Source organism: Alphaproteobacteria bacterium, from assembly GCA_030680745.1.
GTDB lineage: Bacteria > Pseudomonadota > Alphaproteobacteria > JAUXUR01 > JAUXUR01 > JAUXUR01.
In genome coordinates this window covers 1-22,448 of record JAUXUR010000049.1, presented here as the reverse complement: position 1 = coordinate 22,448, position 22,448 = coordinate 1, and the positions used below count along the sequence as shown (strand labels likewise).

Sequence of the window (22,448 nt, the reverse complement as noted above, 5' to 3'; positions counted from 1 at the left end):
ATAGACATAGGAAGGATACATCGTCACGCCTCACTTATGTATATAAGGATACACTTCGTTCGTTGTTCCTTGTCTACTTCTCAAGTCTATTGACTATGCTCATCCAGTTAATCTTACCTTTAAATAATTTGAGTTATATGGAGAATCTATGAGTAAACAACATCATTATGAAATTTCTTTGTGTTGGACTGGAAATAACGGTACTGGCACGTCAGGATATACAACCTATGAACGTTCACATATTGTTCAGGTTTTAGGTAAACCTCATATATTGTGTTCATCTGATCCATTATTTAGGGGTGATTCTGCTAAATGGAATCCAGAGGAGTTATTATTGGCGTCAATCGCCAATTGCCATATGCTTTGGTATTTGCATCTTTGTGCTGATAATTCAATTATTATACACTCATATAAAGATAATCCTGTGGGTGTTATGAAACTTGAAAAAAACGGTTCTGGAAAATTCATTGAAGTAACACTTAATCCGAAAATCGTAATATCTGAACAAGAAAAAAAGACAATGGCAATTGATTTACATCATAAGGCGCATGAATATTGTTTTATTGCTAATTCAGTTAATTTTCCTGTGTTAATAAATCCAATAATTGAGTTGATTTAAATTACTGAGTGTATATAATTACTTCTTTTATGCGTATAAATTTTCAATCTACCACGTCCTAAAATGGAATCATCATCTTAGCATTACTTTTTTCATTTTTTGGTGGTATTTCAGTATGTTTTACGGCGGTACTCGATGTTTTTTTCTGTTTAACAATAGAATCTTTTAAAAGTGTTAGCGAAATGCGTCTATTCATGGGTGATTCAGGTTCGTCGGGTACGAGCAAATCTTTGTCAGCTTTTCCAGAAACAACTTCGATACGTTTTGCTTCAATACCAGCATTATCAAGAACACGACGGCTGGCATTAGCACGTTTTGAAGAAAGTTCCCAGTTTGAATTATTTTTGTTTTTATAAGGTTTTGCGTCAGTATGTCCTGTTATTTCAATTTGATTGGGAAGTTTCATCATAACTATGCCAACTTGTTCTAATAATTTTTGAGTATAATCGAACATTTCAGCGCTACCCAATGGAAACATCTCTTTTTTAGTTTTATCAATGATTTGGATGCGCATCCCTTCGGGGGTTTGTTCAATAAGAAGATTGTCGGACAATTCTTTCAAATCGGGGGAATCCTGAATCGCTTGACGAAGTTCTGTTTCGGCTTTTTTAAAACGTTCTTCTTCAATTTTTTCATGTGCTTTTTCGATAGCGTCTTCAGTTGCCTCTATTTTTTTATCAGGGGCTTTATCGCTAACTTTAACATTTTCTTTAATGTTTGTTTTACTTTCTCCTTGGGCCTCTTCACCTTCAGAATTAGGTCTAAGTCCATCAATGGCAGTAACATTCATTTGAGACATTTGAGAACTCATAGAGCCAGTTGGTGACGTAATGCTGGCCCCTCCAAGCATGCCACCACTGCCGCTTTGAGAACTTTTTGATGCCGAAACGGGGTCAAAGTAATTGGCAATCCCTCGTTTTTGTTCTTCTGTTGTAGCATTCAAAAGCCAAAGTAACAAAAAAAATGCCATCATTGCAGTCACAAAATCAGCATAAGCGACTTTCCAAGCGCCGCCATGGTGTCCATGTCCGCCTTTTTTAACTTTTTTGATGATGATGGGTTTATTATCGTTGGACATGATCAATGCTTTTTATGCTGGTGCAGGAAGTTGTGCAACGGCTTCTTCTACTTCGTAGAAAGTTGGCCTAACATCAGAGGTAAGTGTTTTGCGTGCAAATTCGATTGTGACTGCGGGTGCACAGCCATTCATATGAGCTAAAAGACCTGCTTTTATACAAAACAAATATTTTGATTCAGCGTTAAAAGTTGCCTTGAGCGAACTTGCCATGGGTGCAATAAAACCATATGAAATTAAAATCCCTGCGAAAGTTCCAACGAGCGCAGCACCAATTAAATGTCCTAAAACTTCTGGTGGCTCGGAAATTGATCCCATTGTATGAATAACACCCAAGACGGCGGCAACAATACCTAAAGCGGGCATAGCATCAGCCATTGATTGAACGGCATCTGAAACAGCAAGTTGTTCGTGGTGATGCGTTTCAATTTCTTCATCCATAAGAGCTTCTACTTCGTGTGGGTTATCTGTGCCTAAAGTCCAAAGTCTTAAATAATCGCATAAAAAAGCAACCATATGATGATCATGGTGAAAAGTAGGGAATTGTTGGAATAATGTACTATCATCAGGTTTTTCAACATGTGCTTCAATAGCTAACACACCTTTGGATTTGACAAGTTTGCAAACGGCATAAAGTAAACTGAGTAACTCAAGGTAGGATGATTTATTGTAAGCAGATCCTTTAACAAGTTTTTTTAAGGATTTTAGTGTCGCGCCAATAACAGCTTTTGGATTGCCGATAATAAAAGCACCGACGGCAGCGCCACAAATAATAAGAAATTCAAAAGGTTGGAACAAAATAGCCATGTGTCCACCAGCGGCCATGTAGCTACCGAAGACGCAAAAAACAACAACGGCTGCCCCTATAAAAAAAAGCATTTGATTCCTACCTTAAGTTTATTATTGTATTTTACATTGTCGCTAAAATTTATGATTTGATCAAGCTAGATAGTTGTGACGCTTTGTGCAAATATATATGAGCGATGTATTAAAGAAGGTATATAATGACACGAAAATATTTTGGAACTGACGGTATTCGGGGTAAAACGAATGATTTTCCTATGTTGCCTGAAATTGCAATGAAGGTTGCAATGGCAACAGCGCAAGTGATTGGCCCAAAAAGCTATCGTCAAGCAGTTGTGATTGGTAAAGATACGCGTCTTTCAGGCTACATGCTAGAGCCGGCACTTACAGCAGGCTTTGTGAGTCTAGGTTTTGATGTTTATCTTGTAGGACCAATGCCCACACCTGCAGTTGCAATGCTTACACGTTCTTTACGTGCAGATTTAGGCGTGATGATTTCGGCTTCACATAATCCTTTTGAAGATAATGGTATTAAAATTTTTGGTAGTGACGGTTATAAATTAAGTGATGATTTAGAACATAAAATTGAAGCATTGATTGAAAATCCAGAATGGAATCGTGCAAGGCCAGAAAACTTAGGAAATGTAACGCGCTTGGAAGATGCCAGGGGGCGCTACATTGAGTTTGCCAAAAATACTTTTCCAAAAAAAATGCGTCTCAAAGGGTTGAAAATTGTTCTTGATTGTGCCAATGGTGCAGCCTACAAAGTAGCACCAACCGTATTATGGGAATTGGGTGCACAAGTTATTCCGATTAGTGTAAATCCTGACGGTATCAATATTAATCATCAATGTGGTGCTATGCATCCAGAAGTCTTGTCGAAAGCTGTGCTTGAGCATAAAGCAGATTTAGGGATAGCGCTTGATGGTGATGCTGATCGCATTATGATGGTTGATGAAAAAGGTCGATTGGTTGATGGCGATCAAATCATGGCCCTGATTGCAAAATTTTTCTATGAAACCAACAGATTAAAGGGCAATGGTGTTGTCGGTACCATCATGTCTAATTTAGGCATGGAGCGTTATTTAAATGCCATGAAACTTGATTTGGTGCGTGCCAAAGTTGGTGATCGTTATGTCATGGAGAAAATGGTTGAAGGGAAATATAATGTGGGTGGCGAGCAATCGGGCCATATTATTCTAACGGATTATACAACAACAGGTGATGGTTTAATCGCAGCTCTTCAAACATTAGCAGTATTAATTGAGCAAAACAAACCGATAAGTGAAGTGTGTCACGTATTTGAGCCTGTGCCACAATATAAACGTAATGTTCATTTTTCTAGTGGTAATCCGCTTCAAAATCAAAAAGTACAAGATGTAATACGTGAAAATGAAGCACGCATTTTGCCAAAAGGCCGCCTTGTGATTAGACCATCAGGTACCGAGCCTGTGATTAGAATTATGACTGAAGGAGAAGATGAGAATCTCATTAAAGATGTTGCTGAAAATATTGCAGCCTCCATTGAGCAAGCGCAACGCGTAGCTTAGTGGTTTTTAGAGACTCTACTATTGTGGATGATTGATGGCTTCGGTACTTGATCCTTATATATGAAGAATAATCTACTGGATAAAAATTTATGTTGGTTAGAAACTTACCAAACACTAGCCGTTTCCCTGAACAAGCGAGAAGAGAAGTTTCGAGCACGGATTCAAGGTCTAATTAACAATCACGATCGTAGATCATGACATGTTTGGAAAAAATAAAGCCATGGTCTTTGATCATGTATTTTAGTTGGGTCCTTGATCTAGGTATGAAGCTTCACTTTAATAGACTTCTTTTGAAACTTTACTACTGTGGCCGATTGATGCGTCCTTTCGGTACTCAGATCCTTATGTATGAAGAATCAATCTACGCGACAAAAAATGAAATTGCTTCGGTTTCACCTCTCCCCTTGTGGGCTAATCTGTAGACACATCTTTTAGAGTGTTGTGGTACACTCGTCCTCAAATAAATATCGATAAAAGAAATTTATATTCTTCTATAAAAAATAATTAAGAATGAGGGAAAGATGAGCAGCAAATATAACGTTGGTAATTTTGGGGATAAACGACTAGAAAAGGTAGGTATTTACCTAACTCATGAGCGGTGATTGTTGATGAAAAATATTCTTGTTCTTTGTACTGGCAATTCCTGCCGTTCAATTATGGCTGAAGCGATTATTAATCATTTAGGCGGTAAACATTTCAAGGCAGTAAGCGCAGGTAGCAAACCAACGGGTTGTGTGCATCCCAAAGCTATAGAAACCCTTAAGCGTCATGGTATTAATGTGGGGGAACCTCGAAGTAAATCTTTGAATGAATTTACAGGACAAGATTTTGACCTGCTCATCACTGTTTGTGATGCGGCAGCTTCCGAAAGCTGTCCTGTATTTCTCGGTAAGCACAAAAAACTACACTGGAGTATACCAGATCCAGCCGACGCTATAAGCAGCGAGGAAAATATGAACGCTGTATTTGATAAGGTGTTTGATATGCTTAAAATTCGAATAGAAAAAAAATTACTGAACTATGATTAAACTTTTTAGATATAGTGAAATAACTTTAAATTCAGACAAGGAATGATGCGCGATGTGTAGTCTCTTCCTACATGAGGAAGGTTTGACGATGCATCAATATTTAACAAAAAAGGACTTTTTATGGAGCAGCTTTCCAAGAAACTTTCTTTTCTTGATCGTTACCTGACGTTATGGATTTTCTGCGCCATGGCCTTGGGTGCAGGATTAGGTTTGGCTTCTGAGAACCTTCAAAAGTTTCTCAATAACATGACTGTTGGCGCGACCAACGTTCCTATTGCTATAGGACTAATCTTAATGATGTATCCACCGTTGGCACGTGTCAAATATGAAGAGCTGGGACAGGTGTTTCAAGATCGTAAAATTCTGATTATCTCTATTGTGCAAAATTGGATAATAGGCCCGCTTCTAATGTTCGTGCTGGCCGTTATTTTCCTGCATAACTATCCTGAATATATGACAGGTGTCATCCTCATTGGTCTTGCACGTTGCATTGCGATGGTGATTGTGTGGAATCAGCTTGCCGGAGGTTGTAACCAATATGTGGCGGGATTGGTTGCATTCAACAGTGTGTTTCAGCTTCTGTTTTTTTCGGTATATGCCTGGTTTTTTCTTAATTTCTTGCCCTCAGTTATAGGCCTTTCATCTCAAGTATTGGATATTAGCTACTGGACAATTGCCGAATCAGTCTTAATTTATCTGGGAATCCCATTTTTTGCTGGTTATCTGACGCGCAAGATATTGCGTCCACGTAAAGGAGCGCAGTGGTTTGATAACATTTTTCTACCAAAAATCGCGCCTATCACGTTGATTGCTCTTCTTTTTACCATTATTTGCATGTTTATTCTTAAAGGAAATGTGATTATGGAGTTACCACAGGATGCATTGCTTATTGCTATTCCACTGACGATTTATTTCGTGGTAATGTTTTTTATCAGTTTTATTATGGGTAAGCTGATCGGTGCTGATTATGCACACACCACTGCCACTGCTTTTACAGCAGCTAGTAATAATTTTGAGTTGGCCATTGCGGTGGCTATTGCTACTTTCGGTCTTGCATCTCCAGTGTCTTTTGCCACGGTTATTGGTCCTTTGGTAGAGGTGCCGGTACTGATTTTGCTAGTTAAAGTCGCACTTTGGTTGCGCAGCAAATGTTACAAAAAAGAATGACATGCACATGACGAAAAGTAAAACTGACTATGATGTTATTATTATCGGCGGCGGGCAGGCAGGGCTTGCGACTGCTTATTATATGAAGAGAATTGGTTTAAATTTTCTTATCCTTGATGCAGAAAAAAAGCCTGGTGGTGCATGGCTGCATACATGGGACTCGCTTCGCTTGTTTTCTCCGGCCAGTTATAGTTCTTTGCCTGGGTTGCAAATACCGCAGGAGAATTCGGAGATTTTTCCAGGTAGAGAAGACGTCATTAACTATTTTACGCGTTATGAGCAGCGCTATGAATTTGAGATAGTGCGTCCTGTAAAAATTAATCAGATCAAATCAGAAAATAACCGTCTTATAGTCATAAGTGAAGATGGTCGAAGTTGGATTACGCGTTCGGTTGTTAGTGCAACTGGAACGTGGAGACAGCCATACACGCCTATCTATAAAGGTCAGGAGTCGTATAAGGGGGAGCAAACGCATTCTGCGCATTATCGATCTCCTGATTCATATAAAGGTAAGCGTGTGATTGTGGTAGGTGGTGGTAATTCCGGTGCTCAGATTCTAGCTGAGCTTTCTAAAGTTGCTGACACAACATGGGTTACATTGCAAGATCCTGTCTTCTTACCTGATGATGTAGATGGGCGTGTACTATTTGAACGTGCGACAGCAAGGGTAAAAGGTAAGGTGGACGACAAGCAACCAATTGGCGGTATTGGTGATATCGTTATGACTCAGTCGGTTAAAAATGCGCGTGATCGTGGAGTATTAACCAGTGTACGTCCATTTATGGCGTTCATAAAAACTGGTGTAATCTGGCCAAATAGTTCTGAAGAAGTGGCTCACGCAATACTCTGGTGCACAGGGTTTAGACCTGCGCTTTCTCACCTTGAATCTTTGGGTGTAGTGGGTGTGGAAGGTAAAGTTGATCTAAAGCAATACCAATCTATTAAGGAGCCACGTCTTTGGCTGATCGGTTATGGCGATTGGGTGGGTGCGGCTTCTGCCACTATAATTGGTGCTTCACGTACTGCCCGTGAGATGTCGTCTAGACTAAGTGCGTGGCTTGTTGAGAATAATTTATAATAGACTTCTTTCGAAACTACTATTGGGGTCGATTGATGTGTCGCTTTGGTCTTCAGATCCTTATGTATGAAGAATCAATCTATGGGACAAAAAATGAAATTGCTTCGGTTTTACCTCTTCCCTTGTGGGAGAGGTCGGCGCGCAGCGACGGGTGAGGGGTATCTAAAGCGTTTACAAAAAGCAACGTCATCATGCCATAATCTAAGCATTGCCAAACAAATACTCATCTCTCCAAAATTGTAAAATACCCCTCACCCGCTCCCACAAGGGGAGAGGTAAAAAAAACTTCTTTTGAGGGCTTTTGGTAAAAAATTGTTTTTGTCCCGTAGATTGATTGACTATACCCAAATGATTTGGAAATGCCGATTTTTAGGTATGAGATTTGAGGTGATTTTTGATGCCGAAAATTTCGACAGATAATTGTTTTACCTTAGAAATTTTTGGTTCAAAAAGCGACCATAAGGTCATCGGCTAAAAACGGTAGTTTCAGATTATTTGGGTATATATTTTATCTCACGACGCTTTTAACGTCGGGATATTAATAATCTTTGCATCTATATTGCGTGATCCTGGTCGATCTATGTTTTGTACATCTAATGCTTTTAATTTGCGGTGAAGGGCAGAGCGCTCCATCCCAATAAAAGTCGCTGTGCGCGATACATTGCCGCTAAATCGATGAATTTGCGCAAGCAAATAATCGCGTTCAAAGATTTCACGTGCTTCACGTAAGGGCAGGGTCATCAATTCATGGCCACGTTCCCATTTAAGAACACCAGGTGAATTGCCTGTAATTTCGGGTGGTAACATTTCAGAAGTGATAGGATCCTTGGCAGTGCCAGGGGCCATAATCAATAGACCTTCAATGACATTACGTAATTGACGCACATTGCCTGGCCAATCATATGTTTGAAGTGCAATAAGCGCATCATCACGTAAAATTCGTTGTGGCACGCCAGCGCTTTTCGAACATTTATCTAAGAAATATTCAATAAGTTGAGGAATGTCTTCACGATGTTCACGTAAAGAAGGCATTAGGATCGATACAACATTTAAACGATAGAATAAATCTTGTCTGAATCTACCATGCGCAATTTCTGTTGCTAAATCACGTGAGGTTGCGGTTACAACGCGTACATCAACTTCAACTGAAGTTGTGCCGCCTAAACGTTTAAATGTTTGTTCGTGAAGGGCGCGAACAATTTTACCTTGGGTTTCTAAAGGCATGTCAGCGACTTCATCAAGGAAAAGGGTGCCATTGTGGGCCTGTTCAAAAAGGCCGATTTTGCGTGTATGATTTTTACCAATACGGGGGCCTTCAACACCGAAAAGTTCTTCTTCTAAATAATCAGGTTTCATGGTCGCGCAATTTAGCACGACGAAAGGATTGTTGGAACGTGTTGATGCTGCATGAAGTTGACGTGCAGCGAGTTCTTTACCAGTGCCTGGTTCGCCAGTGATCATGACACGGCTATTAGAGCGTGCCGCTTTTTCAATCGCTTGATTCACATGGTTTACAGTCGAGGATGTGCCAATTAATTTTTCAGCGAATCCAAAGCGTGATCTTAAGTCAAGATTTTCACGTCTTAATTGGGCTGTTTCAATAGCGCGTCTAATAAGGACAAGAAGACGATCGGCTTTAAAAGGTTTTTCAATGAAATCATAAGCGCCCAATCTTATAGCATTTACAGCCATTTCGATGGTGCCATGACCTGAAATCATAATAACGGGAAGACCTGGATGATCTTTTTGGATGACTTTAAGAAGTTCAAGTCCATCCATTCTGCTGCCTTGAAGCCAGATGTCTAAAATAACAAGACTCGGGCAACGTTGTTGTATTGACGCTATTGCTTTTTCGGCGTTTTCAGCATCTCTCGTATCATATCCATCATCAGAGAGTATTCCGGCAATTTGCAGACGAATATCTTGTTCATCATCAACAATCAAAATATCATGTGGCATTTTTAAGAAACCTTTTCTTCTCTGTTGTCTTCAATAATAGCAGGCGTTTTTTGAAACCTAATGGTCACACGAGCCCCACCCAAATCGGAGTCCCCTAAAATAAGTTCTCCATTATGATCTTCCATAATCTTTCGAATAATAGCAAGCCCTAATCCACTACCCTCTGGATGGAAAGTAACGTAAGGCTCGATAAGTTCCTCGCGGCCCTGTATTGGAAAACCAGGTCCGTTATCTTCAACATCTAGGTAAGTATCATTGTCGCTTTCGCGTAATGTTAATCTCACCATAGCACGATTATTTGAAGATGACAGCCCAACAAATTTATCTTTTACACTTTTTAATGCTTGAACAGCATTCTTAATAAGGTTTTGAATCACTTGTCTTACTTGGCGCGGGTCAGCTTTTAACGTGTAATTTGTTTGAAAGACCTCTAAAGCGAAATGGATATCAGGGTTTGCATTTTTATGCAAGAAAAGAATTTCCTGCGCTAATGATTTGAGCTCTATATCTTTGATGCTTGGGGCAGGCATACGTGCGAAAGATGAAAACTCATCAACCAATTTACCAATATCATCAACTTGACGAATAATGGTATCTGTACATAATTTAAATACATCGGGATCCGTTACGATCTCTTTCATATATTTGCGTTGCAAGCGTTCTGCAGCCAGTTGAATAGGCGTTAAAGGGTTTTTGATTTCATGTGCAACGCGTCGTGCAGCATCTGCCCAAGCTGCTTGCCTTTGGGCTGATAATAATTCTGTAATGTCATCAAAAGTGATCACATAATCATGGCCGGGATTTTCTATGCCTTCAGCAACAAGGGTAACGCTTAAAGTGCGGATACGACCCTTGCGCATAATTTTAATATGTTGTTTTGACGTTTGATCGTCTGATTTTATGGCTTGATTCAAAAAACCAGCAAGTTCAGGAACAAGAATTTCCAGTTTTTCATTTATTTTAATCGTAAGATCGACAGATAATAAATCGCTTGCACGTTTATTAGGTAATAAAATGCGGCCTTCTTTATCAAGACCTATAACGCCCGCCGATACCCCTTGAAGGACGGCTTCTGAAAATCGTTGACGTTGTTCAAGTTTTTGATTGATGATCATTAATTCTTGACGTTGTTCGACAAGTTGATCCGTCATTTTATTAAATGTTTTGCTTAAAATACCTAAAGCATCATCTTTATCATCCCGTGTGACGCGAACGGAAAAATCACCGGCACTGACGCGTTCAGCAGCACCAATCAGATTGGTGATAGGCGTTACAAGCTGTGTCGCAAAACGAAGGCCGCTCCAAATCGAGGCTAAAAGAAACAATAAAGCAACCACGATGAAGACAAGGACGAACAAAATTTCAACATCGCCGCTTTGCCCGTGTAATGCTTCATAGGCCGAGGCTGCTTCAAGCGTTAAATTAACATTTTCATGGACTAAAGGATTAACGTTACGCGCAATGTATAAAAAACGTTCAATAAAAGGGGTATCAACTATGCGTAAAAGGGCACGCATACGATCTTCAGTTTCGTTCGTTTCATTTGTAAAAATGGAAATACCTGTTTTTCGTGCTTCCTTAAGCGCTTGATCGGGTAATAGAGGAAAATCGACGAGTGACCAACTTGAATGATAGCTTGCGATAATGCGTTGATGGTGATCATAGAGAATGGCTTCTGTTAACTCACGATAAATGGCTTGTTTTTCAATAAATTGAGTAAGAATTTCAGGATCTTCAAGAAAATGATGTTTGATTTGGTTGTAATCATCAGCCATCGCCCTAACTTCACTTTCGATCGATTTTTTATGTTCCTTTAGGTAATATTCGGCGACTTTTTTAGATTCATTAACAGCTGTTGAAACCCTAGAGTTAAACCAATTTTCAATCCCTAAATGAAAGAACACAACTGAAAAACTTAGAACAATGATTGTAGGGATGATGGCGGCCAGACTAAAAGCTAGAGCAAGCTTTACGTGGAGTCCTGAACCAGCAGCTCCTTCTTTACGTTTGTGCCAAACGGATACAATTTGACGCGTAACGACAATGCCAAAAAATAATAATAAAACAAGATTAATATTGAGCAGAATAATAACTGTTTTGGGGTCTGGTCCTAAAGGGGGATTGCTTGAAATAACAGCATAGGTCGTGACACATGAAATCAGCACGGTAATTGCTAGAAAAACAGCCGTTTTTTTTTCGAGATTCTTTTTTTTTGCCCATTCCTTAAAAACAAGAAAGAGGGATTTGATTTTTTTTTTCATGTTTTCCAATTAACTGCCCACCTTATGGGCAAATTCGTCGTCAGTCTTCCGCTTCCGGTACTCATGTACTATAGTACATTCCGTTCCAGTTCTCAGTCTTTCTAGACTTTGCCTCATAATCTGCACAGTTAGAAGTGAGGGGGCTTGGATGTGCTATTGTACTAAATTAACGATGTCACAGGTTGTATCTTAATTGCAACTTTAGGGAAAGTACATCAAAAAATATAAATAAGAATAATTCATAAATGCGTCGAATGTTTGGGGAGTTGTCTCCCCAAATTGAGGTTGGAATATTACGAAAGAATACCTTTTTTTTGCAGTCTCAAACGCGTTTCATATAATTCACGTGCGAGTGCGTCTAAGAATAATGGTAAATTATAGGTTTTGCTTCCATAGCCTATTGTTTCGAATGTAAATTTATCTTCAAGGTTTTTTTCTGCTAAAAACCTTTGGCAGACAGCATTTTGGTATCTTATATGAGGTGCTGATGAGACCACCAGATATTTACCAGGTTCTGGGTTTTTTTCGAGCCAGGCATTGAGTGTATCAATTGTTGTGGGCCTTACGAATTGTCCAGATGCATTGAGTTTTTTAGGTGCAGAAGCAACGATGTTTTCTTTTGAATTTGGAAAAACGTTGATAATTTTTTGTATTACATTTGTTTCAGTGCGTAAATCCGCTATATCTATTTCACCAAAAATTTTTTTTAAGTTTTCGGGTGACTCAACAGAGGGGTCTAAATCTCTTTCTCCGACGAGATAATAATATTTGGAAGCATTAATATCCAACGCATTCATAAAATCATATCGTTTTTTTTGGGTTTTGCTTGTTGCACCCAAAAGAAGTATGCCTTTACAATCGTGGTTTTTTGGCTTTATTTCAACTTGTATTTTAAGTTGTTCTAAAAATGGACGTGCAGATTCTTCGAGTGCCTTAAATTGGTTTGGATCAATGTCCCAACGTTCTTGACCAGGTTTCCGAAGCCAGGCTTTTTGCGTTTCTTCAACTATAGAGTTTAAGTTTCCTAAATGTTCAATTTTCATGACATTAAGAAGATTTAAAAGTACTTCTTGGGGACGACCTGTTTCATCCACAAGGGATAGTGCAAAACTTTCTTGGCGATTGGTGCAAGATGTTTGAATGAAAATTGCGAGGAGAGCAATTGCTACATATTGGATTGATTTTCTAAAGCTCATATCTAACCTTATCATAATAAAATGTTTCTGCATTTTCAACGATATTTATCGTTTGTTTCAGTGTGCTAGCGATTTGATAGCAAATATGAAACTAAATAACAAGTGTATTTATATGAGCGTTTTATTGGTTTATATAGTTTCAAAATTACTTTCATAAAGCGCTTTTAAAAGATCTTTTACAAGATTCACATCATCGCTCGCATTAATTTTTGCGCGAAACTCAGCTGAGTTTGTAAGGCCTTTGCTGTAGCTTGAAATATGTTTACGTGCCATACGGAGGCCAGTGCCTTCGCCATAATGGCTGAGCATATCTTCTAAATGTGCTAAAAGAATGGAATATTGAAGTTTTAGTGGTGGATCAGGTAATTTGATACCTGTTTTAAGATAATGGCTCATTTGGTTTAAAAACCATGGTCTGCCATAGGTTGCACGACCTATCATGATGCCATCAGCACCGGACAGCTTTAGACTTTCATCGGCATCATCGTATGAACAAATATCACCATTAACAATCACAGGTATTTTAACAGCGTCTTTAACTTGGCGTATAAAAGCCCAATCAGCGCTTCCAGAATAAAATTGGCATCTGGTGCGACCGTGAATCGTAATCATCTTGATGCCTGTTTCTTCGGCAATACGTGCAAGATTAGGAGCATTTAAATTTTCATGGTCCCAGCCCATGCGCATTTTAAGCGTGACAGGGACTTTGACTGCATTCACAGTTGCTTCTAAAATTTTGGAGGCGAGTAATTCGTCGCGCATTAAAGCAGAGCCTGCATAGCCGTTAACAACTTTTTTGGCAGGGCAACCGAAATTAATGTCAATAATAGAAACGCCACGATCTTCGTTCAGTTTGGCAGCTTCTGCCATGAAAATGGGCTCACATCCTGCAAGTTGGACGGCCATAGGATATTCTTCAGGGCTATGGGAAGCCATCATTAAGGTGCGCGCGTTAAGGCGGATCATTGCTTGGCTTGCGATCATTTCGGATACGACAAGGCCTGCACCACATTGTTTGACAAGTTTACGGAAGGGAGGGTCAGTGACACCAGACATAGGTGCTAAAATGACAGGGTCATCAATAATGATGTTGCCGATTTGAAGAGGAGGAAGATTGTGATTGTTCATAAAATTTTATTAGTATTTTATATTAAAATTATTTTTAAAAACACGTCAATGGAAAAGTTTAAGTGTTTTACGTAGTTTCTATACATTGAGTATTTAATACTCTAAAAATCTGACAATTTTACTAATCATACAGATTTAAGTATAACACCATTCCGCGGTACGAATGGTGAGCGCAGAAGGAATCGAACCTTCGACCCGCTGATTAAAAGTCAGCTGCTCTACCGCTGAGCTATGCGCCCTACAAGAACTGAAAGTTATATCTTTTTTGTATAAAGGTCAATCCCTATTTTGATGTTTTTTATATTTTTTTTTAGATTGGCGGATAAAAATGCATTTTTTTCAGCATATTGATAAGAATAACGGCAAATTTATTGACAGAATCATTCATGAAATGTGTCAATTTTTATAGTTAAATGATTTGAAATTCAGACAAGGAGCAACGAGCGAAGTGTATCCTTATATACAGGAGTGAGGCGCAACGACGTATCAATTCGAGTCATTTAACTATATCGTCTGTTTTTATTAAAAAATTGTGCATCATATTTGATCGCGTTAATTTTTTGTAGGATAATGTTTCGTTGCATTGTTGATGAATTTGTTCTTAATGCTTGTTCAAAATAGTCAATTGCTTGTTGTTTTTCATTTAGTTTGATATAAGCATTGCCAATATTAAATAAGGCTTTATGGCGTTGTTCATAGGTTGGTTTTAAGGCGAGTGCTTTTTTGTAATGTTCGATTGCAAGTTTTGGTCGATTATGTGCCTCTGAATTATAGGTGTTCCCGAGTCCAAGATGGACTTGGGTATGTAATTCAATATTATCGATATTTTTAAGATACGATAATGCTTCAAGATACCATGCGGCTTGTCCAAGATTTGGATTATATCTTGTGTGCTTTTTAATGTAATAGCTATCTTTATAAATAGCATTTCCAAGGCCAATAAGCGTTTTTATTCGAAGAATAACATTATTTTTATTATTTAAAATATCGAGTGCTTTAAGATACCACGCAGGATTTCCAATTTTTCCGTCATAGCCTGTATAATGTGTAATATGTGTTGCGTTACAATATTTTGCGTTTCCAAGGGCTAAAAGAACTTTTACATGAAGAATGTTATGAATATCATTCTCTAAAAGATCTAATGCTTTAAGACACCATGCAATACTTCCAATATTGCCATTATACCCTGTGTATTGTGTAATATGTCCTGGATCATCGTATTTAGCATTACTGAGGGCTAAAAAGACTTTTATGCGATGATTTATGTTGTTGTCATTGCCCAGAAGGTCTAATGCTTCAAAAAACCAGGCAAAAAATCCTATATCTATATTATGTTTTGTGTATTTTTCTATATTAATTTCATTGTGATATTTAATTTGCCCAAGACCAATAAGGCATTTTATACGTAAATTAATATCGTCATTGATTTCTAAAAGATCTAATGCTTCAAGAAACCAGGCAGCATCTTTAATGGTTTCTTTATATTGAGTATGTTTATTAATATAAAATCCATTGGTGCATTGTATCTCTCCTAAAGCAATAAGGACTTTTATGCGTAATGCAGCATCATAATGAATGTCTAAAAGATCCAATGCTTCCAGAAGCCAGGCGATAGCGCCCATTTTCGAATCATAGTTTGTATAATTTTTAATATTGTTTGGGTTTGAATGTCTTTCTAGGCCAAGCCCCATAAGAGCTTGAACGCGAAGGGTAATGTTCTCAGCGTCGTTGTTTAAATTTTTTAAAACATCTAATGCTTTTATATACCAATGAGATGAATTGTTATTGCGAGAAGGGATGTTTATTATTTGTGTGTTATCATTTTGAAAAATAGAAAAATCATTACATTTTGCATCGCCGAGTCCAATATAGGCTTGAATAACGTAAAAAGGATAACTTTCATCCTGTATTAATATTAAAACTTTTTTGAAATATTTGATTGCGTTTGCTTTGTCGTTTTGAGTTAACGAATTGTTTCCTTTTAAAATATATTTTTTTATTTTATCGATATCTATACATTTTTTTTTATTTGGTGTTTCTATTTCATTCCTTTTTCTTTTTAATGATTCTTTTTTGAATTTTGCATTTTTAGAAGGGTAAAATGATTCTTCTTCAATCTCAATGGTGGATTGATTGGAAAATATATTTAAATCAGGTGTTTTAATATGAAAACAATCATCATTATCGATTGATATTTTCTTGTTAGGGAGATTTGTGTTGTTGACTTCATTGTTTTGAATAATTTTTTTTGACTGTTTAATTCGTTCGCATGCTTCTATTATTTTTTCAAGAGTTTTTTTTGTTTTTTTATCTTTATTTTGTTTAATAATAGTACGTAAGGCGAAATAAAATTCTAAATAAGTTCTTTTTTTATCAGGATCCCAATCATTTTTTATTGTTCTTGCAAGTGAATCCCAATCATTTTCGTTATAATTTAACGTATTTTTTGGAAAAAAGATTTGTGTCCGTTCTAAAGACATTGTTAATGGATTGTCTTTTTTGTTTAATTTTTTGTAAGAGGTTGTATTTATAGATGCATTTTCTTGTATTTTTAGTTTGAAGTAGGATGAATCTGAAGAATTTGCCTTTGTTGAAAATAAAGAAGGATTTTTAATATTTTTTCTAATAGGTGCTGTTGATATAGATGCTGGTTTTTTTTTATTTTTGGGATTGTTAATTACATAACAGGTTCTTTTTAATTTATGGATTGTCTTTTCTAAATCTTTTTTTTTGTCTTTCTTGAAAATTTTATCAAGAGCACTATAAAGTCCGTAAAAAGTTTTTTCTTTGGTTGGATCCCAAATAGATTTTAATTTTTTTGTTTGTTTAATCCAATCTGTTTCTTTATTTGTTAAATTATTTTCAATAGAAATATTATTTATTTCTTTTATGTGCTCAATCAAATCGTTTCGAGAGAAAGTTGTGTTTTTTTGAGGAATTTTTGTGGGTTTGTTTAGTTTATTATTATTTTGTTGTTTACTGTCATCAATAAAAAGTTCTTCATCAGAAAATTCTTCATCGGAGGTCGAATCTGGATTATAATCAGAAATTTCTTCTTCGGAAGGCATTTCTTCGAAATCTGAATTTATACTATGTGCTGCTTCATATACTAAAAAATTCCCTATTAAAAAAAGTAATAAATATAATTTTACCTTCATGATGTTGCCTCGCGTAGATAGTAATATTTTTGGATCGTTTAAAGTGTTTTGTGTATTTTATTATTTTTATATTGATAATAATTCTAAAGTCATCTGGCAAAAAATAGCAACTAAAAAAATCGCGGGATTGATGTGAGTATAGTGATTTCGGTTGTTTCAAAATGTGAATCATAAACAATGACGATAAAGGCAAATTTGTTGTCAAATTTACCCTTCAAGATTTTTTTTATTTTCAAGGTATTGCAAAATAAAGAACGAAATGTCATAGCTTCTGATATTAACCATCATAATGACCAATACATTGAAGAATTTCAATCATTAAACCAGGCACATATCGGTAAATAATCCTGTCTTCTGCGTTAATGCGTCTAGAAAACAAATCAGTATTCATTAATTTTTCAGGCTTTCCTCTATTTCCATTTAGTTGAATATCATTAATGAGTGTATAAATCTTTTTTCGTACTGATTGAAGGCAATTGTTTAATTGCTCTTTTGCTTTCTTTGACCACAAAATTTTAAAATTAGCAGTATTTTTTTTTGTATTAGAGATGAGCAAGTCTCTTTCTGGTTGAGAAATGTTTTCAGTAAGCATCTTTTTAAAGATACGATTTTTTTCTTTTTGTTTTTGGCTTTTTTTGAATTCTTTGAGATTTCTTCGTTGAAGCTCATTTAGCTCATATTCATGATCTGATGTTTTTGTTGGCGTATAAACATCATCATATGTCATGTAAGAGGGGACATAAGAAGCTGAAGATACATTGCTTGAGCTAGTGCAAGTGTATCCATCATCAGAACATTCCTTTTCTTCTGGGCTTGATACTAAATGACTGTCATCGTATTCTTCTGGACTTGATACTATTTCGCTGTCATCGTTTTCTGAGTTGGGAAAATCTGTATCGTGCTCTTCTTGCAATGGATTTATTGCAGAAGAATCTTCTTTGTTAGTACAGGATTCATGGTTAAGTTCATTGTGAAGAATAATGTAATATTCATAAGATTTTCTATGTCCATCTAAGTAGGCTTCTTCAAAAAGTTTCAAGGCATCTTCTTTGTTTTTTTTCAATTTTTTTAAAGGGGATTCAATTTTTATCATCCCTAATAAATGTTTGCTGAGGGGTGTTAAAGGATGTTTTTGAAGGAGAGATTCAATAATTTTATAACGTTTTTGTTCATTTATTATTGGGTTGCCTTTTAAGTCAGTATTAATTTTTCTATAGTAATACAAAAGTGATAAATTATAGCATGATTCGTAATTGTTTGCTTCTAAATATAATTCTGAAGCTTTATAATATCTGTCTTTTTTATCAAATAAATTTCCTTGATAATCTATGTTGATGAGTTCATCGGAAATCATCTTGGCCATTTTAAGCTTAGCTATATTTATGTTTATTTTATTTCTTATTTTTTTGATGATATTATAAATAATATCATTTTTTTCAGCGAGATTGATAGGGTTTCCGTTTAAGTCTGTATTGATTAAATTATTTGCAATTAGCTGGGCTATGTGTAACAAGCTTATTTGATTGTTCATTTTGCGTAATAAATCGGCGGCAATTTCGTAACGGTTAGATTCTAATAGAGTGTTACCTTCCCAGTCAGTGTTTATTTTTTTATCTATAATTAAGAGTGCAAAATTTTCTAACGATAAAGATTTTTTATATAAGCTGGCAGCAATTTCATAGCGCTTATCTTCTGTGAAGTGGTTTCCTTGGTCATCTGTCGAAATATCGCCACGTCTTATCATTGATGCAATGTTGGATAGAGCAACTTCTGATAGTGAGGGTACTAAGCTTGTTTTTCTATAAAGTTCAGCAACAAAATTGTATCTGTTTGTATCTGAAAAAAATTCTTTTCCTTCTAAATCAAAGTTCAACTTTTTTTCATAAACACAATGTGTAAAATTTAGTACACATTCATTTTCATCTTCATTTGATGAATTGTTTTGATCAATTTTTTTTATTATTTCATTTATTGATTTTGTTAATTTTTCTATATTTTGTTTTGTTAGTTTTTTATTATTAGGACCGTAAAAAATTTTGACAAAACGAAGACATTCAAAAAACAAGCTATTTATTTCAAGTTTCCAGATAATTTTTGATAAAACTTTATCTTTATCTGCATAATTAAAGGGCTTGTTTGTTTCATCTTTATTTCTATATTCAGCATAAATCAGTCGTATTAAAATTATTAAATCTGCTGTATCTATTGCCTTGCACCAAAAAAAAGATGATTCATGATAGTAACCTTTATTGTGCAATACGCGTGAAATATCTTGTTTTGCCATATTGTATGTTTTTTTGCATACGGGTACCATTGTGTCCAATAAATGGGCTTCGATAAAGTGTGTTAAATGCATGGATAGAGACATGAATTTTTTGTCGTAAATGTAGAATCTTGAAAAAATTTGAATGCATTTGTATAATATGTCTAATGAAAAATATTGAGGTTTAAAAAAATCTTTATTCATTGATATGAAAGAATTTTTATATTTTACTTTTAATTCTTCTTTGTTTATAAAATTCATTAATTTTTCATATGGAGATTTTATATTTTTTTCAAGTTCTTCTTGGTTTCCAGCCATTGATGCTGCTATCCAATAAGAAAGCATGTACCAAGAAAAAGCTTCTGCGTAATGTTTTTGCTTTTCGATAGGATTGATTTCTGCATCGCCTTTTTCTTCAATTAATTTTCCTAAGAAAAACATTGAATTGTAGCAACCATTTTTTATGTTAGCCTTTAATGCTTCTTCATAATCTAGTAGATTTTCATTATCTTTTAGAATAATGGCATTTAATAATCTTTTTTTATTATTTTGTTCAATTTTTTTACGTTTTTCTTGAATTTTTTTAATTATTTTTGTATTTGATTTTTTGCTAAGTTTTATTATTTGAAGTCCATCTTCCCACCACTCTTTTAAGTGTTCAATCCCAAAAGATTCGGCTAAAGCAAGTAATTCATTGTTGTTTAAGCTATCTTGGCGCTCTATTAAGGTATCGTTTTTAAATTCAGATGTTGCATATTCTTGTTCTTCTTCACTATCTGAATTTATAGCATGTGTAGTAGAAAATATTAAAAAATTTCCTAATAAAACAATTGCTAAACATAATTTTATATTCATTATTTGGACCTATTTTTTACAATTAATTAATATAAATGTTTATCAATTTTAATAATGAAAGTCAATAATAAATTTATTTAATTGACAATTATTCATTATATTGTTGTCAATTAAATATTTTTACATAATAATTTATTTTTTATGATGAGGCTTGCTGATACGGATGCTGGTTTTTTTGAGGAGTTTTTGTGTGTTTGTTTAGCTTAATATTATTTTGTTGTTTGGTGTCATTAATAAAAAGCTCTTCATCGGAGGATTCTTCACCTGAGGTCGAATCTGGATTATAATCAGAAATTTCTTCTTCGGAAGGCATTTCTTTAAAATCTGTATCTATACTATGCGCAGCTTCATATACTAAAAAATTCTCTATTAAAAAAAGTAATAAATATAATTTTACCTTCATGATGTTTCCTCGCGCAGATAGTAATATTTTGGATCGTTTAAAGTGTTTTGTGTATTTTTATATTGATAATACTTCTAAAGCGATTTGGCAGAAAATAGCAACTAAAAAGATCGTAGGATTGAAGTGAATATACTGATTTGGTTAGTTTAGAATGTAAGTTAAAAAAAATAGATTTTTTCGAAACTCTACTACTGTAGTCGATTGATGCGTCGTTTTGGTACTCAGATCCTTATGTATGAAGAATACACTCCGTTCTTCTGTGTAGAGCTTCTATCACTCGACTCACATTAGGGAGTTTCATAAAAAGTCTAATGACAATAGAGGAAAATTTGTTGAGAATTTGCCTCTATTGTTTCTGTGAGTTATTAATGTAGGTTTTTTTGCTTTAATTAAAGTAATAAGTCATTTGAGTCTTTGTATCTATGCAACAAAATCGAAGATTCTTTTATTTCAACAAAAATGCCTTCAGGGATAGTAAACTTATAATCAGAGGTCATATTATTAGGTCCCCATGTATAGGGAAGATATACAACCATTTTCCCATCTTCAACGCGTAGTAAGATGGATGGGTTGATACGTAAAGAAGGTTGTGGTTTGTTTTTTGCGTTGATAATGAGGATGTTTTCATATTCTGGTAAAGAAATTCTTGTAATATCAATTACATCAACACCATTAACTAAAGTAAAGCTAACGTCTGAAAAAGTAAGATGATAATCATTACCTTGAATGTTGAATTCAGGTTTCGTAGCCATAAGGGGTGTTGTGCAAAGAATAGAAATAAGGAACAGGATTTTTTTTATAATATCTCCTAAGAATGAATATTGTTTGTAATCAGAAACTAAACACTTCATGAATTATTAAATAATGAGTGTTAAATTTATGTAAGGTACATAATTAGCATATTATAACAAATAGGCAACGAATTTTTACATAATATATTTAGTTGAATATGTTTCAAGAATAAAACTATATTGGATGTTGAATGTGGCTGTCTTCTCCTGATATGGACTGTCCACCATCAATAATGAAGTTTTGACCTGTAATGTTGTGGGCGTTAGGTGATATTAGAAATTCTGCCATATGCGCAATATCATTGGGACTTACGAATCGTCCAAGGGGGATTGGTGCTATTTTTTGGATGAGTTCATCGGACGTTAAAGTCTTTGAGTCATATATTTTGCCAGGGCTTATGGCATTAATTGTAATGTTATAAGGGGCACATTCAAGGGCTGCTGTTCGCATGAAGCCATTTAATCCTGCTTTAGCGCTCGCATAAGCGGCCATATAAGGTAAACCAATTTGTTCGCCGGCAATAGAAGAGATAAAAATAATGCGGCCTGATCGTTGCTTTTTCATAAAAGGCAAACAAGCTTGTGTGAGAAGAAAGGGGGCAGTGAGACTTACATCAATTGTTTCTTTCCATTCATCAATGGTAAGGTCTTCAATTTTTTTCCAAGGATATAGAGCTACATTTTGGATGAGTGCATCTATGTGATGAAAGCGCTCAAATGTTTTGTTGATAGCGGATTTAATATCTTCGCTTGAATGCATGTCAGTCACGCAATAATCAATTTCTGTATGATCTGTTTTGTTCAAATGTTGGATTATGTTTTGTAGTTTTTTCTGATCACGACCCAGAAGCATTAATTTTATGCCTTCTTTTTGAGCTAAAAGATGCGCACAGGATTTACCAATCATGCTTGTAGCGCCTGCAATTATAATAACTTTATGGGTCATGATTCAAATCTTTATTTACTGTTAATTATCATAGTACACGACACTTTTTTAATTTGATCTAAGGTATTGATTTTTTATAAGAAAACATAGTACAGACAAGATACAAAAAAAGGAGCTGTACAATGATAAAAATGAATACCTTAGATCAAGCAATAAATAATCACTTC

The 22,448-nt window shown here is 35.5% G+C and carries 16 protein-coding genes and 1 tRNA gene; 5 read left to right on the top strand and 12 right to left on the bottom strand.

Annotated elements, in window-relative coordinates:
• Positions 1-148: 148 nt before the first annotated feature.
• Positions 149-619: an OsmC family protein gene (locus tag Q8L85_05600; GenBank protein ID MDP1724158.1), complete on the top strand. Its 471-nt coding sequence runs from the start codon at positions 149-151 to the stop codon at positions 617-619.
• Between the two features lie 58 nt (positions 620-677).
• On the opposite strand, the gene Q8L85_05595 is transcribed toward Q8L85_05600, so the two are convergent.
• Entirely contained in the window at positions 678-1,697 is a 1,020-nt protein-coding gene (locus tag Q8L85_05595; protein ID MDP1724157.1) for a flagellar motor protein MotB, read from the bottom strand.
• A 12-nt stretch (positions 1,698-1,709) separates the two neighbouring features.
• Positions 1,710-2,573 carry a flagellar motor stator protein MotA gene (motA, locus tag Q8L85_05590; GenBank protein MDP1724156.1) on the bottom strand — a complete coding sequence of 288 codons (864 nt, stop codon included), beginning with the start codon at positions 2,571-2,573 and terminating at the stop codon, positions 1,710-1,712.
• Positions 2,574-2,698: 125 nt separating this feature from the next.
• Here motA and glmM point away from each other — a divergent pair, with 125 nt between their 5' ends.
• The 4 genes from glmM (at position 2,699) to Q8L85_05570 (ending at position 7,321) form a co-directional block, all read left to right on the top strand.
• Positions 2,699-4,048 carry a phosphoglucosamine mutase gene (glmM, locus tag Q8L85_05585; GenBank protein MDP1724155.1) on the top strand — a complete coding sequence of 450 codons (1,350 nt, stop codon included), beginning with the start codon at positions 2,699-2,701 and terminating at the stop codon, positions 4,046-4,048.
• 608 nt (positions 4,049-4,656) lie between these two features.
• Positions 4,657-5,076 carry an arsenate reductase ArsC gene (locus Q8L85_05580; GenBank protein ID MDP1724154.1) on the top strand — a complete coding sequence of 140 codons (420 nt, stop codon included), beginning with the start codon at positions 4,657-4,659 and terminating at the stop codon, positions 5,074-5,076.
• A gap of 120 nt (positions 5,077-5,196) precedes the next feature.
• Positions 5,197-6,243: an ACR3 family arsenite efflux transporter gene (gene arsB, locus Q8L85_05575; protein ID MDP1724153.1), complete on the top strand. Its 1,047-nt coding sequence runs from the start codon at positions 5,197-5,199 to the stop codon at positions 6,241-6,243.
• Positions 6,244-6,250: 7 nt separating this feature from the next.
• Positions 6,251-7,321, top strand: a complete 1,071-nt coding sequence (locus Q8L85_05570; protein MDP1724152.1) for an ArsO family NAD(P)H-dependent flavin-containing monooxygenase — start codon at positions 6,251-6,253, stop codon at positions 7,319-7,321.
• A 513-nt stretch (positions 7,322-7,834) separates the two neighbouring features.
• Here the strand turns inward: Q8L85_05570 and Q8L85_05565 are convergent.
• The 10 genes from Q8L85_05565 to Q8L85_05520 all read right to left on the bottom strand — a co-directional run bounded on the left by Q8L85_05565 (position 7,835) and on the right by Q8L85_05520 (position 22,281).
• Complete coding sequence (locus tag Q8L85_05565) at positions 7,835-9,280, bottom strand: sigma-54 dependent transcriptional regulator (GenBank protein ID MDP1724151.1); 1,446 nt, start codon at positions 9,278-9,280, stop codon at positions 7,835-7,837.
• A 2-nt stretch (positions 9,281-9,282) separates the two neighbouring features.
• Entirely contained in the window at positions 9,283-11,541 is a 2,259-nt protein-coding gene (locus Q8L85_05560) for a PAS domain-containing sensor histidine kinase (protein MDP1724150.1), read from the bottom strand.
• A gap of 293 nt (positions 11,542-11,834) precedes the next feature.
• Entirely contained in the window at positions 11,835-12,737 is a 903-nt protein-coding gene (locus Q8L85_05555; protein MDP1724149.1) for a hypothetical protein, read from the bottom strand.
• 129 nt (positions 12,738-12,866) lie between these two features.
• Positions 12,867-13,865, bottom strand: a complete 999-nt coding sequence (gene dusB / locus Q8L85_05550; GenBank protein ID MDP1724148.1) for a tRNA dihydrouridine synthase DusB — start codon at positions 13,863-13,865, stop codon at positions 12,867-12,869.
• 164 nt (positions 13,866-14,029) lie between these two features.
• Positions 14,030-14,104 (bottom strand) — tRNA-Lys (locus Q8L85_05545).
• A 261-nt stretch (positions 14,105-14,365) separates the two neighbouring features.
• Entirely contained in the window at positions 14,366-17,023 is a 2,658-nt protein-coding gene (locus tag Q8L85_05540; GenBank protein ID MDP1724147.1) for a tetratricopeptide repeat protein, read from the bottom strand.
• A 277-nt stretch (positions 17,024-17,300) separates the two neighbouring features.
• Entirely contained in the window at positions 17,301-20,141 is a 2,841-nt protein-coding gene (locus Q8L85_05535; protein MDP1724146.1) for a type II toxin-antitoxin system YoeB family toxin, read from the bottom strand.
• Positions 20,142-20,280: 139 nt separating this feature from the next.
• Positions 20,281-20,544: a hypothetical protein gene (locus Q8L85_05530; GenBank protein ID MDP1724145.1), complete on the bottom strand. Its 264-nt coding sequence runs from the start codon at positions 20,542-20,544 to the stop codon at positions 20,281-20,283.
• 389 nt (positions 20,545-20,933) lie between these two features.
• Positions 20,934-21,395 (bottom strand): hypothetical protein, encoded by a 462-nt coding sequence (locus Q8L85_05525; GenBank protein MDP1724144.1) that lies wholly within the window; start codon positions 21,393-21,395, stop codon positions 20,934-20,936.
• A 115-nt stretch (positions 21,396-21,510) separates the two neighbouring features.
• Complete coding sequence (locus tag Q8L85_05520) at positions 21,511-22,281, bottom strand: SDR family oxidoreductase (GenBank protein MDP1724143.1); 771 nt, start codon at positions 22,279-22,281, stop codon at positions 21,511-21,513.
• Positions 22,282-22,448: the final 167 nt, after the last annotated feature.